The organism is Pseudomonas sp. 300 (assembly GCF_055803035.1).
In genome coordinates, this window is the sequence record NZ_JAVLRV010000002.1 from 2661914 (window position 1) to 2675367 (window position 13454).

The 13454-nt window shown below is 61.1% G+C and carries 14 protein-coding genes and 1 riboswitch; of the genes, 2 read left to right on the forward strand and 12 right to left on the reverse strand.

Going from position 1 to position 13454, the window contains the following annotated elements:
- Positions 1–85 precede the first annotated feature (85 nt).
- From Q7W83_RS18510 to cobO, 6 genes are read right to left on the reverse strand one after another with little or no spacing between them, the layout of a single operon-like run.
- The gene (locus Q7W83_RS18510; RefSeq protein WP_473656461.1) at positions 86–1537 is read right to left on the reverse strand and encodes a cobyric acid synthase; all 1452 of its coding nucleotides are present in this window, start codon (positions 1535–1537) and stop codon (positions 86–88) included.
- The gene (gene cobD, locus Q7W83_RS18515; RefSeq protein WP_473656462.1) at positions 1534–2526 is read right to left on the reverse strand and encodes a threonine-phosphate decarboxylase CobD; all 993 of its coding nucleotides are present in this window, start codon (positions 2524–2526) and stop codon (positions 1534–1536) included. The genes Q7W83_RS18510 and cobD overlap by 4 nt, the downstream gene beginning before the upstream one ends.
- A complete protein-coding gene (cbiB, locus tag Q7W83_RS18520; RefSeq protein WP_473656463.1) occupies positions 2519–3427 on the reverse strand; it encodes an adenosylcobinamide-phosphate synthase CbiB in 909 nt (302 codons plus the stop codon). Before cbiB ends, cobD begins: the two co-directional genes overlap by 8 nt.
- Positions 3424–4074 (reverse strand): 5,6-dimethylbenzimidazole synthase, encoded by a 651-nt coding sequence (gene bluB, locus Q7W83_RS18525; RefSeq protein WP_473656464.1) that lies wholly within the window; start codon positions 4072–4074, stop codon positions 3424–3426. The genes cbiB and bluB overlap by 4 nt, the downstream gene beginning before the upstream one ends.
- The gene (locus tag Q7W83_RS18530; protein ID WP_150630154.1) at positions 4071–5471 is read right to left on the reverse strand and encodes a cobyrinate a,c-diamide synthase; all 1401 of its coding nucleotides are present in this window, start codon (positions 5469–5471) and stop codon (positions 4071–4073) included. The genes bluB and Q7W83_RS18530 overlap by 4 nt, the downstream gene beginning before the upstream one ends.
- Positions 5468–6079 carry a cob(I)yrinic acid a,c-diamide adenosyltransferase gene (gene cobO, locus Q7W83_RS18535; protein WP_473656465.1) on the reverse strand — a complete coding sequence of 204 codons (612 nt, stop codon included), beginning with the start codon at positions 6077–6079 and terminating at the stop codon, positions 5468–5470. The genes Q7W83_RS18530 and cobO overlap by 4 nt, the downstream gene beginning before the upstream one ends.
- 80 nt (positions 6080–6159) lie before the next feature.
- Positions 6160–6391, reverse strand: a riboswitch (cobalamin riboswitch).
- Positions 6392–6545: 154 nt separating this feature from the next.
- Between cobO and Q7W83_RS18540 the strand changes: the two genes are divergently transcribed.
- Positions 6546–7130 (forward strand): hypothetical protein, encoded by a 585-nt coding sequence (locus Q7W83_RS18540; protein WP_150630156.1) that lies wholly within the window; start codon positions 6546–6548, stop codon positions 7128–7130.
- Positions 7131–7198: 68 nt separating this feature from the next.
- Positions 7199–8512 (forward strand): PQQ-dependent sugar dehydrogenase, encoded by a 1314-nt coding sequence (locus tag Q7W83_RS18545; protein WP_150630157.1) that lies wholly within the window; start codon positions 7199–7201, stop codon positions 8510–8512.
- 117 nt (positions 8513–8629) lie between these two features.
- On the opposite strand, the gene Q7W83_RS18550 is transcribed toward Q7W83_RS18545, so the two are convergent.
- The 6 genes from Q7W83_RS18550 to Q7W83_RS18575 form a co-directional block, all read right to left on the reverse strand.
- Complete coding sequence (locus tag Q7W83_RS18550; protein ID WP_473656466.1) at positions 8630–9283, reverse strand: O-methyltransferase; 654 nt, start codon at positions 9281–9283, stop codon at positions 8630–8632.
- 15 nt (positions 9284–9298) lie between these two features.
- Complete coding sequence (locus tag Q7W83_RS18555) at positions 9299–9835, reverse strand: C40 family peptidase (protein WP_473656467.1); 537 nt, start codon at positions 9833–9835, stop codon at positions 9299–9301.
- Positions 9836–10055: 220 nt separating this feature from the next.
- Positions 10056–10682 carry a C40 family peptidase gene (locus Q7W83_RS18560; protein ID WP_150630160.1) on the reverse strand — a complete coding sequence of 209 codons (627 nt, stop codon included), beginning with the start codon at positions 10680–10682 and terminating at the stop codon, positions 10056–10058.
- Positions 10683–10895: 213 nt separating this feature from the next.
- Positions 10896–11600: a DnaA regulatory inactivator Hda gene (gene hda / locus Q7W83_RS18565; protein WP_008033543.1), complete on the reverse strand. Its 705-nt coding sequence runs from the start codon at positions 11598–11600 to the stop codon at positions 10896–10898.
- Positions 11601–11830: 230 nt separating this feature from the next.
- Entirely contained in the window at positions 11831–12904 is a 1074-nt protein-coding gene (locus Q7W83_RS18570; protein ID WP_473656468.1) for an AI-2E family transporter, read from the reverse strand.
- A gap of 38 nt (positions 12905–12942) precedes the next feature.
- A partial coding sequence (locus Q7W83_RS18575; RefSeq protein ID WP_473656469.1) for a DUF2066 domain-containing protein occupies positions 12943–13454 on the reverse strand: 512 nt, incomplete at its 5' end.

Sequence of the window (13454 nt, forward strand, 5' to 3'; positions counted from 1 at the left end):
GGTCCCGTGGGTGAATCAAACATATGTGGACAACTTCATTCCCTGTGGGAGCGAGCCTGCTCGCGATGAGGCCGGAACAGCGGCGTCAAATCCCGCAGAGCTCACGCAACAGCCCGGTATCCAGATGCTTCTCCACCAAATCCGCCAGACGTTCGATATCACGCTCGCGCAACCCGTGGTAATCCACATCCTGCACCTCCTGCAAACCCGCCCAACGCAACAGCGCACTGCACGCCGCCGGCGATTCAAACAGGCCATGCAGATAAGTGCCGAAAATCTGCCCGTCGCCACTTTGCGCGCCGTCGCAACGACCATCGTCCAACTGCACGGCGGCGTTTTCCAGAGCCGGCCCGGTGGTCACGCCGGCATGAATTTCGTAGCCGCTGACCGGTGCATCTTCCAGCGCCAGACGCCCGCGTACATTGCGCAACTGCTTCTCTTCTTCCAGTTGCGTCTGGAACGCCAGCAACCCCAAACCGGCGCTGGAGCCCGGCGCACCTTCGAGGCCCAACGGATCGTGCACCTGTTCGCCGAGCATCTGCAGGCCGCCGCAAATACCCAGGACTTTTCCGCCGTAGCGCAGATGGCGGGCGATGGCGCTGTCCCAACCGTTGGCGCGCAAATACGCGAGGTCGCTGCGCACGCTTTTCGAGCCGGGAAGGATGATCAGATCGGCGGGCGGAATCGCCTGACCAGGGCCGATGAATTGCAGGTCGACTTGCGGGTGCAGGCGCAGCGGATCGAAGTCCGTGTGATTGCTGATGCGCGGCAACACCGGCACCACCACTTTCAACACTTGATCGGCCTTGTCGGTCTGGCGCTGATCGATGCCGTCCTCGGCCTCCAGGTGCAGGTCCATTACGTACGGCAGAACGCCAATCACCGGTTTGCCGGTGCGGGCTTCCAGCCAGTCGAGACCCGGTTGCAGCAGCGCAATGTCGCCGCGAAATCGGTTGATGATGAAGCCTTTGACCCGCGCCTGCTCGGAGGGAGAAAGCAATTCCAGCGTGCCCACCAGATGCGCGAAAACGCCGCCGCGATTGATGTCGGCGATCAACACAACAGGGCAATCCACTGCCTCGGCGAACCCCATGTTGGCGATGTCGCCGGCCCGCAGGTTTATCTCGGCCGGCGAACCTGCGCCTTCGACCATGACCACCGGATACGCCGCGCTCAGCCGCGTATGGGAGGCGAGCACGGCTTGCATGGCGATGGCTTTGTAGTCGTGATAAGCGACCGCGTTCATCGTCGTGACGGCGCGCCCATGGATGATCACCTGGGCGCCGGTGTCGCTGTTGGGTTTGAGCAGCACCGGGTTCATGTCGGTGTGCGGTTCGAGGTGGGCGGCCTGAGCCTGCACCGCTTGCGCACGGCCGATCTCGCCACCGTCGGCGGTCACGGCACTGTTGAGCGCCATGTTCTGCGGTTTGAACGGCACCACGCGCACGCCCTGCCGCGTGACCCAGCGACACAACGCTGTCACCAGCGTGCTTTTACCGGCGTCGGAGGTGGTGCCCTGCACCATCAGCGTAGTCATCGGCTTTCCTTGGCGTAATCGACGAACGCTTGATCGAGCCGGGCCCAGTCAGACTCTTCGCCCGGCAGACCGAAACGCAGGCTGCTGTTGTGGGTGAACAACCGCAGCAGAATGCCGCGCCGGGCCATGAATTCATGCAACTCTTCGGCGCGCTCGGTGGTTAGCCATTGAAACAGGGCACAACCGCCCTGAGGTTTGAAACCGTATTTTTCCAGCAGCAGCGCCAGACGTTCGCTGGCCTCTTCTGTACGCAGGCGTTGCCTGGCGTGACCTTCGGCATCCTGCAAACACGCTTGGCCCAACATGCGGGTCGGTCCGCTGACGGCCCAGGGTCCGACTTGTTCGGCGAGCAACTTGAGCAACTTGCGCTCCGCCAGCACGAACCCCAAACGCACTCCCGCCAGACCAAAAAACTTGCCGAAAGAACGCAGTACGATCAAACCGACCAGATGGGCACACGGCGCCAGGCTCAGCTGCGGCGTGTTGTCCATGAACGCTTCGTCGACCACCAGCCAGCCACCGCGCTGCGCCAGCCTGGAATGCCAGTCGAGCAGACGGCTCGGGGTCAGGCACAGGCCCGTGGGATTGTTCGGGTTGACCACCACCAGCACATCGAGGCTGTCGAGGAAGAAGTCGACTTCTTGCTCCAGCACTTCACGCACGATGTAGCCACTGCGGCGCCAGGCTTCGGCGTGCTCGGCGTAACACGGCGACAGCACGCCGACCTTGCCGACCCGACGCAAACGCGGCAGCAACTGGATCGCCATTTGCGAACCGGCCACCGGCAACACCTGCGCGGCACCGTAGTAATCGCAGGCGGCTTGTTCCAGTCCGTCATCGGTTTCCGGCAATCGCGCCCAGGCGCGCAATGGAATGTCCGGGACCGGAAACGGCCAAGGCGCGAGGCCGCTGGACAGGTCAAGCCAATCGGCTTCGGCGATGCCGTATTCGAGCGCTGCCTTGCGCAAACGTCCACCGTGTTCAAGCATAGAATTCAGCTCCCACGCAAAGAATCAGCAGCCATAACCATACCCCGCGCTGGACCAGTTGCCAGCCGCGGTCGATGGCGTCCGCGTCCGCCGGCACCCCTTCACCCAGCTGCGGACGCTGATGCAATTCACCGTGGTAAATCGCCGCCCCGCCCAGCTCGACGCCCAACGCGCCGGCACCTGCGGCCATCACTGGCCCGGCGTTCGGGCTGTCCCAGGTCGGGCCTTGGGTGCGCCAGCATTTCAGGGCGAGTCGGGTTTTACCCAGCAGCGCGTAGGTCAATGCCACCAGCCGCGCAGGAATGTAGTTGAGCACGTCGTCGATCTTTGCCGCCGCCCAGCCAAACCGTTCGAAGCGTTCGTTGCGATAGCCCCACATCGCATCCAGCGTATTGCTCAATCGGTAGAGCACCACGCCCGGCGCGCCGGCCACGGCAAACCAGAACAGCGCGGCAAATACTGCGTCGCTGCCGTTCTCCAGGACGGATTCGGTGGCGGCGCGGGCCACTTCGGTCTTATCCAGTTCGCTGGTCTGGCGACTGACCAGATAGCCAACACGTTTGCGCGCCTCGTCCAGATCATCACTGCGCAGCGCCTTGGCGACCGGCTCGACATGCTCACCGAGACTGCGCAGGCCGAGGGCGCAATAGAGCGCGAGAATCTCGACGACCCAGCCGACATAAGGCGCCCAGGAGAAAGCGGTGGCGAGCAAGGTCAGCGGTAACACCGCGATCACCCATGCCGTGACGCCGTGACTACGCCAGCCGCGCCCGCCACCATTGAAACGTTGCTCGATGCGGTCGGCAAAACGGCCGAACGCCACCAGCGGATGCCAGCGTTTGGGCTCACCCAGCAGCGCATCCAGCGCAACCGCGGCGACACTCAACAACGCCACACTCATTGACTCACTCCCCAATAATTTTCGTACAACAATTCACTGAGCGGACGCGCTTGCGCCCAGCCTTCGAGTACCAGCATCGGCGCCGGATAGAATTCCTTGACCGGGCCAAGGCAAAGAACTGCCAACGGCTTGGCCCCGGCGGGCAAACCCAGCAGGTTGGCCAGGGCTTGTGGCTCGAACAAAGAGACCCAGCCCATGCCGAGCCCTTCGGCACGGGACGCCAGCCACAGGTTCTGGATCGCGCAGGACAATGAGGCCATGTCCATTTCAGGCAAGGTGCGACGGCCAAAGATGTGCCGCTCGCGATCGTCCATCAACGCCGCGACCAGCACCTCGGCGCAATCGTTGATGCCTTCGACTTTCAGCTTCATGAATTCGTCGGTGCGCTCGCCAAGGGCTTCGGCGGTGCGCATGCGTTCTTCCTCCACCAGCAACTGGATCTTGCCGCGCAGGACCCGATCGCTGATACGGATGAACCGCCAGGGCTGCATCAGGCCGACACTCGGCGCCTGATGTGCGGCTTCGAGCAGGCGTCGGAGCAGTTCAGGTTCGACGGTGCCTCCGCTGAAGTGGCGCATGTCGCGGCGTTCGGCTATCGCGCGATAAACCGCTTCCCTTTCGGCCTGACTGAATGCGTTGTCGGTCATGGCCTCATCGCTGGCACGCCAGCTCCCACAGGGACTTGCGTTTCTTCAGGTAATACACGGTCAACCGTGGGAGCTGGCTTGCCAGCGATGGTGTCCGCACGGTCAGGCGCAAACAATGCGGCAATCGCAGTCGGATTCGACGGAAAATAAAAATGCACATAAGAAGCGGTCATCCGCCCCTCACGATAAACCGCCTCCGCACCACGCCCACCGTTAGGACTCAGGCCGCGAGCAAGCGGCTCCAGCTCGGTACTGGTCAACGAATGATGATAGGTATGCCCACGGAGCGAGCCTTCCGGCAACTCGACCGCTTGCAACGCCAGCGCCGCCAGGCGTTTCTGCATCACCGCATCACCGGCCAGCAACCCCACCAGTTCTGCGCGCGAGCCTTCGACATCGGTCAGCGAATCGAGCAAATACAACATGCCGCCGCACTCGGCCAGCAACGGTTTGCCCGCCGCGTGGTGAGCGCGAATGGCGTTGAGCATTTGGGTGTTCCGGGACAGCGCCACATGGTGCAATTCGGGGTAGCCACCCGGCAGATAGAGGCTGTCAGCCTCCGGCAATTGCGTGTCGCGGATCGGCGAGAAAAATGACAATTCGGCGCCCATGGCTCGCAGCAAATCCAGGCTCGCGCCATAAGTGAACGCAAACGCTTCATCACGGGCCACGGCAATGCGAACGCCGGCCAGCAACGGCTCGGCAGCGATCACTTCTGGAGCAGCGAATTCCACAGGCGGCGGTAGTGCAACGTCACAACTGTTGGCCAGTGATTCAGCCGCTGCATCGAGGCGCACGTCGAGGTCGTTCAGCTCGCTGGCCTGAACCAGGCCGAGGTGCCGACTCGGCAGTTCAATCCCGGTTTCCCGGGACAACGCGCCGTACCAACGCAAACCTTCAGTCAGGCTGCCTTCAAGCAATTGCGCATGGCGCAAGGTGCCGACGCGGTTGGCCAGCACCCCAGCGAACGGCAAGTCCGGCTGATACTTCGCCAACCCCAACGCCAGCGCGCCAAAGGTCTGCGCCATCGCCGTGCCATCGATCACCCCGAGCACCGGCACACCGAAATGCCGCGCCAGGTCAGCGCTGGACGGCGTGCCGTCGAACAGGCCCATGACGCCTTCGATCAGAATCAGATCCGCTTCACCGGCGGCTTCCCACAACAGTCGACGACTTTCCTGCTCGCCGACCATCCACATGTCCAATTGATACACCGGCGCACCGCTGGCGCGCTCGAGAATCATCGGATCGAGAAAGTCCGGGCCGCATTTGAACACACGCACCTTGCGCCCCTGATTGCGATGCAAACGGGCCAGCGCGGCGGTGACGGTGGTCTTGCCCTGACCGGAGGCCGGCGCGGCAATCAAGACCGCCGGGCAATGACGTGGTTGATTCACAGCTCGACGCCTTTTTGCGCTTTGATCCCGGCCTGGAACGCATGCTTGATCACGCCCATTTCAGTGACGGTGTCGGCCAGATCGATCATTTCCGGCTTGGCGCCGCGACCGGTGACCACCACGTGTTGCATCGGCGGACGCGCCTGCAAGTCGCTGAGCACCTGATCGAGGTCGAGGTACCCGTGCTTGAGGGCGATGTTCAGTTCATCAAGCACCACCAGGCCGATCGACGGATCACGCAGCAATTCGCGGGACACTTCCCATGCAGCTTCGGCGGCGGCGATGTCACGCTGGCGGTCCTGGGTTTCCCAGGTAAAACCCTCGCCCATCACATGAAACCGCACCTGCTCCGGGAAGCGCCGGAAGAACAACTCTTCGCCCGTGCTGTTGCGACCCTTGATGAACTGCACCACGCCGCATTGCATGCCGTGGCCCATAGAGCGCGCGAGCATGCCGAAGGCCGAGCTGCTTTTGCCTTTGCCGTTGCCGGTCAACACCAGCAGCAGGCCGCATTCATTCGGGGAGTTGGCGATGCGCTCGTCAATCACGGCTTTTTTGCGCAGCATGCGCGCCAGATGGCGTTCGTCACGATCGGGAGTATCAGTCATGGGGAGCTCTCCGTTGAGGCTGGATAACGGCGGGCAGGCACAAGAATAGACGGCAAGAAGCCTGGCATCGCCCACCGTGATGCCGCTGGATGGATCAGGCCGGTCTCCGGGCTCATGAGCGGCGCTTCGCCTGACTGCGCGCCTTCCCATGTCAATTGACACAGTGGCTCAAGGCGCAGTCTTCTCTCATTTACCGTTGCGGGGGCAGCGCCGGGATCGTGGTTGTTAATGTGTTGAACGCACGCACTCACCGGCTTCCCTGTTTCACTCTGTCGACCAAGGCCACAGAGCACCTGAAACAAGCCGCGAAGGTTAGAGGGTTGGGGGTGGAGCGTCAATTAAAGCCGGGACGCCGCTGGGCGAATAACTGCCACTGATCAATAAAATGACGCCAATCTTGTGCCACGCTCTCAGCAGTGATATCAAAGCGCCACAACCTGACAACACAATAACAAGGGTGAGCCACATGCAAGGCATGATCATCAGCAATCCGAAGCTGGAATTCCTGCGCCCGGTGCTGGAGCGCTGGTTTGACTGTATAGACCGCTACAACGCGGTGCGCGGCGATAACGACACGCCTTACTGGTACGACGAAAAAGCCAACCTCGGCTTGCTCTCGGCCGCGGCGTGGATGGCGGAAATGGTCACGCTGCAGCACACACCGACCCGCAAACAGAACGAGGAAGGTGAACGCAACGCTCGCGCCGACCTGTTCATTGCCACCAGCGAAGAACGCGCCTACCTTCAGGCCACGCAGCGTTGGCCACGGGTCAACAGCCTGAACCTGACACAGGCCCTGGTCGATATCACCAGCGACGCCAAGCGCATCAGCTACGCCAGCGACCTGAAACTCGGCTGCCTGTTCGTCGCACCGCAAAAGTCCCAACACGGCGCCACCCCGGAAGAACTCCAGGACATGGTCGACGACCTGCAAAAGGAACACACCTGCGCCGTCGCCTGGTATTTCCCCTACGCCTACCGCAAGTTGCGCAACGAAGCGGGCAACTATCATCCCGGCATCGCCGTGCTGTTCAAGGAAGCCCGCGGCTGACCGGTTGAACCATCGCGGGTTTGCGCTTCTCTATTGATCAGGCCACTGCATTTATAGGGAAGATCAGTATGCGCAAGCCCCAATTCGTTCTCGTCATCGCCCTCGCCGGAGGGCTCGCCGCCTGTGGTGAAACCTCCAGCCTGCAAGTCTCCGACGGCACCGGCCCGTCACCCAAACTGCCAGAACCGAACAAAACCCTGATCCCTACGGTGAATATCGCCCCGGCGATCGGTTGGCCGGACGGCGTGAAACCTGTGGCGGCAGCGGGAACGCAAGTGGCGGCCTTTGCTGAAAACCTCGATCACCCGCGCTGGCTGTACGTGCTGCCGAACGGCGACGTGCTGGTCGCCGAAACCAATGCGCCGCCCAAACCCGACGATGGCAAAGGCGTCAAAGGCTGGGTCATGAAGAAAGTCATGGGCCGCGCCGGTGCCGGCGTCCCGAGTCCGAACCGCATCACTTTGCTGCGCGACAAGGACCACGATGGCATCGCCGAAACCCGCACGGTATTTCTGGAAAACCTCAATTCGCCCTTCGGCATGACGCTGGTTGGAAATGACCTGTATGTCGCCGACACCGACCGCTTGCTGCGTTTCCACTATGAAGTCGGCGACACGGCCATCAAGTCGCAGCCGATCAAAGTGGTCGATCTACCCGGCGGGACGCTGAATCACCACTGGACGAAAAACGTCATCGCCAGCAAGGACGGCAGCAAGCTGTACGTCACGGTGGGCTCCAACAGCAACGTCGCCGAAAACGGCATGGATCAGGAAGTAGGTCGCGCGGCAATCTGGGAAGTGGATCGCGCCACCGGCAACCACCGGATCTTCGCCTCGGGGATTCGCAATCCAAATGGTTTGGCCTGGGAACCGCAAAGCGGCGCCCTGTGGACAGCCGTCAACGAGCGGGATGAAATCGGCAGCGACCTGGTGCCGGACTACATCACTTCAGTGAAGGACGGCGGGTTCTATGGCTGGCCATACAGCTACTACGGCCAACACGTCGACATTCGCGTCGAGCCGCAAAACCCGGACCTGGTCGCCAAGGCCATAGCGCCGGACTACGCGGTCGGCCCGCACACCGCGTCGCTGGGCCTGACGTTTGCGGAAGGCAACACGCTGCCAGCGCAATTCAAGGAAGGCGCGTTCATTGGCCAGCACGGTTCGTGGAACCGCAAGCCGCACAGTGGTTACAAAGTGATTTTCGTGCCGTTCAGTGCCGGCAAACCGACCGGGCAACCGGTTGATGTGCTGACCGGGTTCCTCAATAAAGATGAAGATGCCATGGGCCGGCCGGTGGGCGTGGTGATTGATCAACAGGGTGATTTGCTGGTGGCGGATGATGTGGGGAACAAGGTGTGGCGGGTTTCTGCGGCGAAGTAACTGCCACACTCAAGACCTGTGGGAGTTAGCTTGCTAGCGATAGGGTCAGCACATCCAACATTGATGTTGCCTGGTGCACCGCTATCGCTAGCAAGCTAGCTCCCACAGGGGCTGCGTTTAGCGCTTGCGACAGAGCGTGAGCCCATCGCCCAACGGCAACAGCGACAAATCCACACGCGAATCATCCTTCAAGGCGAGATTCAGTGCCTGAATGGCTCGGGTGTCTTCACTCTCAGGATTGTGCTCCAACACCCGCCCGCTCCACAGGGTGTTATCGAACACCGCCAGGCCACCAACGCGCAGTAGACGCAGCGCATGCTCCAGATAGGCGGGATAGTTAGCCTTGTCGGCATCAATGAACATCAAATCGAATTGTCCGGGCTGATCCAACTGAGCCAGGGTTTCCAGCGCGGGCGCCAGGCGCAAGTCAATTCGTTCGGCGACGCCTGCTTCCTGCCAGTAGCGGTGCGCCGTGGCGTTGTAGTCGCCGGGAATATCACAACAAATCAGCGAGCCGCCATCCGGCAAAGCCGCCGCCATGCACAATGCGCTGTAACCGGTGAAGGTGCCGACTTCCAGCAAGCGCTCGGCGCCAGTGAGTTTCACCAACAAGGCGAGGAACTGCCCCTGCTCCGGCGCCACCTGCCAGCGCGCCATTGGCAGCGCCTGGGTTTCATCGCGCAAACGCTTGAGCAGCGGCGTTTCCCTCAGGGAAACGTCGAGCAGGTATTGATACAGGGAGTCGTCGAGATTGAGTGTGCGTGCGGTCATGACGACCTCTGCGAACTAGGGATTGCGCGCCAAATGTTCGGGTTGCAGAACACGCTTGGCGCTCAGGTAGGCTTTCTGCCAATACGCCTTGGACAAGCTGTCGAGCTTCACCGTGCCGCCCGTGGCTGGCGCATGAACGAAGCGGCCTTCGCCAACGTAGATCCCGGCGTGGCTGACCTGAGAGCCGCCATTGGTGGCGAAGAAAATCAGGTCACCGGTTTGCAAGCCTTCCTTGCCGACATTGGCCGCTTGCATGCCGATCATCTCGCGGGTGGTGCGCGGCAGGGAAATGCCCGCCACGTCACGGTAGACATAACCGATCAAGCCACTGCAATCGAACCCGGAATCCGGCGTATTGCCGCCCCAGCGATAAGGCGTGCCCACGAGCCCCAACGCGCGAAAGAGCACGTCTTCCGCTTCGGGAGAAAAAGCCTGGGAAGAACTGAAAACAAGCGGTGCGCGAACCACCGGCGCAGGTGGCGGTGTGCGGCTGGCGCAGGCGCTGAGCAGCGCTGCGAAGAGCATGAGTGCGAGGCGGGCCGACATCGTCATAAGCAGAACATCCTGATCTGGCTGCGGCTTTTTCCACCGGAAGGGCAGAAAAGAAAACCGCCTGCGCAGGACGCAGGCGGTTTGCCATCAATAATAGATCTGGATTCTAGCGGGTACGCGGCAAACTTCAAGTAAGACTTTAAGTTCGCCTTACAAACTGTCCGTCTTCTCTGTTGCAGAGAAGTCGTTGTCGCCACTGATGTGGCGACAGGCCAGTCAATTACTTGCGAGCCGTGACCACGGTCGGGGCCATCGCGAGTGCGCGCTTGGCTTCGATGAAGGTCTTGCTCCAGTAGCTGTCACCCAGGCTATCGACCCGGACACCACCGCTTTTGCGGCTGCTGGAGTGGATGAACTGGTTGTCACCGAGGTAGATCCCGGCGTGACTGACACGACCGCGACGACCATTGGTGGCGAAGAACAGCAGATCACCCGGCTTGAGCGCGCTACGAGAAACCAGTGGCGCGTCAACATTGATCATTTCGCGAGTGGAGCGCGGCAGGTTCATGCCGGCCTCTTCACGAAACAGATAACCGATGAAACCGCTGCAATCGAACCCAGCCTCGGACGTACCGCCGAAACGGTAACGAGTACCGATCAGGGACATGCCACGCTCGAGAATGCTGTCGGCCAGAACCGGAAGCTGGTACGACTTGCCATCGGCGAAGTCAGCCAGTTCTTTATCGGTGGCCAGCTCTTCCTGGAAAAGAACGGAAGAAGATTGCGCAGTAACTGAATTTCTAACCTGCTGTTGTTGCTCTTGCTGGGACACTGGAGAGTGAGCAGCGCAACCGAACAACAGGGTGACGAGTGCGAGAGGCACGAGGGGTGCGAAGCGATTTAGCATGGGCACGACCGTGGCTGATAGTTGTAAAGAAGCCGAGACTATGCCCGCTATCATCCTCATTTGCAAATTCAATCGAACTTTATGTGACTTTCCGGTTTCGCGTTTCCATCTAAGCGCTTAAGCCCCATTTAGACGCTTGCGCAGCCTACCCCAAGTAGGAAAGCGGATTTTGTGGCGCCTGAAATATGCCGGAACCCGTGAAAAACCTGGGCTTTACCAGCCCAGCGTTTCTTTCAGGAACGGAATGGTCAGCTTGCGTTGAGCTTGAAGGGAGGCCTGATCGAGACGCTCAAGCAACTCGAACAGCGCGCTCATGCTGCGAGTACCGCGAGTCAAAATAAAATGCCCGACTTCGTCGGTCAGGTGCAGGCCGCGACGGGATGCACGCAGTTGCAAGGCACGCAATTTGTCTTCGTCGGACAGCGGTCGCATCTGGAAGATCAGCGCCAGGGTCAGACGCGACTTCAGGTCCGCCAGCTTCACCGGCAATTCACGCGGCGAGGTCGACGCCGCAATCAGCAAACGCCGACCGCTGTCACGCAGGCGGTTGAACAGATGGAACAACGCCTCTTCCCAATCCGCGCGCCCGGCAACCGCTTGCAAGTCGTCGAGGCAGACCAGTTCGTATTGTTCGAGGTTATCGAGAATTTCGATGCCGCGGTCCAGCAGCTCGGCCAACGGCAGGTACACCGCCGGCTCCCCCAACTGCTCAAAGCGCAGACAGGCAGCCTGCAGCAGATGCGTACGCCCTACCCCGTCCTTGCCCCAGAGATAAATCAGGCTTTCGGTCCAGCCGGCGTCGGCTTCGCAAAGCCGCTCGACATAGCCGAGTGCAGCGGCATTGGCGCCTGGGTAGTAATTGATAAAGGTAGCGTCATCACGCAGACGCACACCTAGGGGCAGCTGAATCGGTTTCATGCTGACTGAACAGTTCCAAAGGAACCGTTAGTGGCCTCTGTGTAAAGTTTGCGAAGTTTATACCCGTGACGCTGACCGCACAATGCGACAGACCATAAGCAAAATCAAAGGTTTGCGTTATCGCACCGGTTTTATGAGCGTTTCTTTGGCGGCGCATGTGACAGCCGCTCAAGGGATACGGGCCAGCCTGGCACTGAACCAGGCGGCCCGCAACGTGCCATCAGCGATCCTTACCGCCCGGATTCGTCAACGCCACCGTACATATCAGAATCTTTATACAAATCATGCACATGGCGCACCAGCACCATGATCACCGCCGCCACCGGGAGCGCCAGCAGCACGCCGGTAAAACCGAACAGCTCACCCCCGGCCAGAATCGCAAAGATCACCGCCACCGGATGCAGACCGATCCGGTCGCCCACCAGCAATGGCGTCAGCACCATGCCTTCCAGCGCCTGGCCGACCATGAACACCGCGACGATCCCAACCATCGGGTACAAGTCGCCGCCGAACTGGAACAGACCGGCAATCAAGGCCGCGCCAATCCCGATCACAAACCCCATGTACGGCACGATCGCCGCCAGGCCGGCAATTATCCCGATCAGCAGTCCTAGCTCCAGCCCGACCAGCATTAGCCCCGCCGCGTAGATCACGCCCAGCGCCACCATCACCAGCAACTGTCCACGCACAAACGCGCCGAGCACTTCATGGCACTCGCCCGCCAGCGTCACGACGCGCTCTTCACGATCGCGGGGCAACAGGCTGCGGATCTTGGCCATCATCACGTCCCAGTCCCGCAGCAGGTAAAAACTCACCACCGGGATCAGCACCAGATTGGCCAGCCAACCGATCAACGCAAGGCCAGAAGCGGTCGCCTGACTCAGCACCACGCCGACAATGTCGGTGGTCTGGCCCATGTGCTCACTGATCGCTGCTTTGAGTTTGTCGAATTTCCAGAAGCCATCCGACAACCCGAACTTCGATTGCGCCCACGGCAATGCCGTGTGCTGCAACCAGTCGAGCATCTGTGGCGCCAGCTCATACAAGCGAAACAACTGCTTGGCGAGCATCGGCACCAGCACCAGCAACAAGGTGGTGAAGATCAAGGTGAACAGCGCGAACACCGCCACCACGCCCCAGGTCCGGGACAGACCGGCCTTTTCCAGCCGATCCACTAGCGGGTCGAACAGATACGCCAATAACAGCGCCACCAGGAACGGCGTGAGAATCGGATGCAACAGCCAGATAAACGCGCAGAGCAGAACCACCCCACCCAACCAGAACCAACGCCGCGTATCGGCCATGTACCACTCCATATGCATCTATATAAAGAAAGAAAACCTTACCAACGGAAACGCAACTGCGGCACCGGTGCAGGTGTTGGCGCGACAGCAGGCGCCGAACCCTCCGCCACCGGCTGAACAGCCACCGTTGGTGCCGGCGCCTCACCCGCCGGAACTTCCTGCAACTTCGCCAGCGACAACTGCGAGCGCAACTGCTCGGCGCTGCCGTTGACCCGGTAAAGAATCCGGTCACCGTCAACACTTTGCAGGCGCGCGCCAAACGGCTCCAGCAAACGTCCGAGCGCGGCATAGCGCTCCAGATTCATGCCCTGCACTTCCAGCAATTGCTCGCCCGAAGCACCCGCCTTGACCACAAACCGTGGCGCCAGACGCTGACTGACCGCCAACAACACCGCATCAGCCACTGCGGCCTGATCCGCGCCCTGCACGCTGCCCGCCTCCTTCTGATCGCCCAGCCACAAACGCCATTTGGCCTGCCACTGGCCGCCCTCTTCCCGGGCATGCACCGCCAGCAGGGCATCGGCGTTGTAACGTTCCGATGCGCCGCGCA

Excerpts from the sequence above, each read along its gene's own strand:
- Q7W83_RS18570 (WP_473656468.1), bottom strand. The coding sequence starts at position 12,904 with ATGGCCGATACGCGGCGTTGGTTCTGGTTGGGTGGGGTGGTTCTGCTC.
- Q7W83_RS18560 (WP_150630160.1), bottom strand. The coding sequence starts at position 10,682 with ATGCTAAATCGCTTCGCACCCCTCGTGCCTCTCGCACTCGTCACCCTG.
- cbiB (WP_473656463.1), bottom strand. The coding sequence starts at position 3,427 with ATGAGTGTGGCGTTGTTGAGTGTCGCCGCGGTTGCGCTGGATGCGCTG.
- bluB (WP_473656464.1), bottom strand. The coding sequence starts at position 4,074 with ATGACCGACAACGCATTCAGTCAGGCCGAAAGGGAAGCGGTTTATCGC.
- hda (WP_008033543.1), bottom strand. The coding sequence starts at position 11,600 with ATGAAACCGATTCAGCTGCCCCTAGGTGTGCGTCTGCGTGATGACGCT.
- Q7W83_RS18555 (WP_473656467.1), bottom strand. The coding sequence starts at position 9,835 with ATGACGATGTCGGCCCGCCTCGCACTCATGCTCTTCGCAGCGCTGCTC.
- Q7W83_RS18510 (WP_473656461.1), bottom strand. The coding sequence starts at position 1,537 with ATGACTACGCTGATGGTGCAGGGCACCACCTCCGACGCCGGTAAAAGC.
- Q7W83_RS18540 (WP_150630156.1), top strand. The coding sequence starts at position 6,546 with ATGCAAGGCATGATCATCAGCAATCCGAAGCTGGAATTCCTGCGCCCG.
- cobO (WP_473656465.1), bottom strand. The coding sequence starts at position 6,079 with ATGACTGATACTCCCGATCGTGACGAACGCCATCTGGCGCGCATGCTG.
- Q7W83_RS18545 (WP_150630157.1), top strand. The coding sequence starts at position 7,199 with ATGCGCAAGCCCCAATTCGTTCTCGTCATCGCCCTCGCCGGAGGGCTC.
- cobD (WP_473656462.1), bottom strand. The coding sequence starts at position 2,526 with ATGCTTGAACACGGTGGACGTTTGCGCAAGGCAGCGCTCGAATACGGC.
- Q7W83_RS18550 (WP_473656466.1), bottom strand. The coding sequence starts at position 9,283 with ATGACCGCACGCACACTCAATCTCGACGACTCCCTGTATCAATACCTG.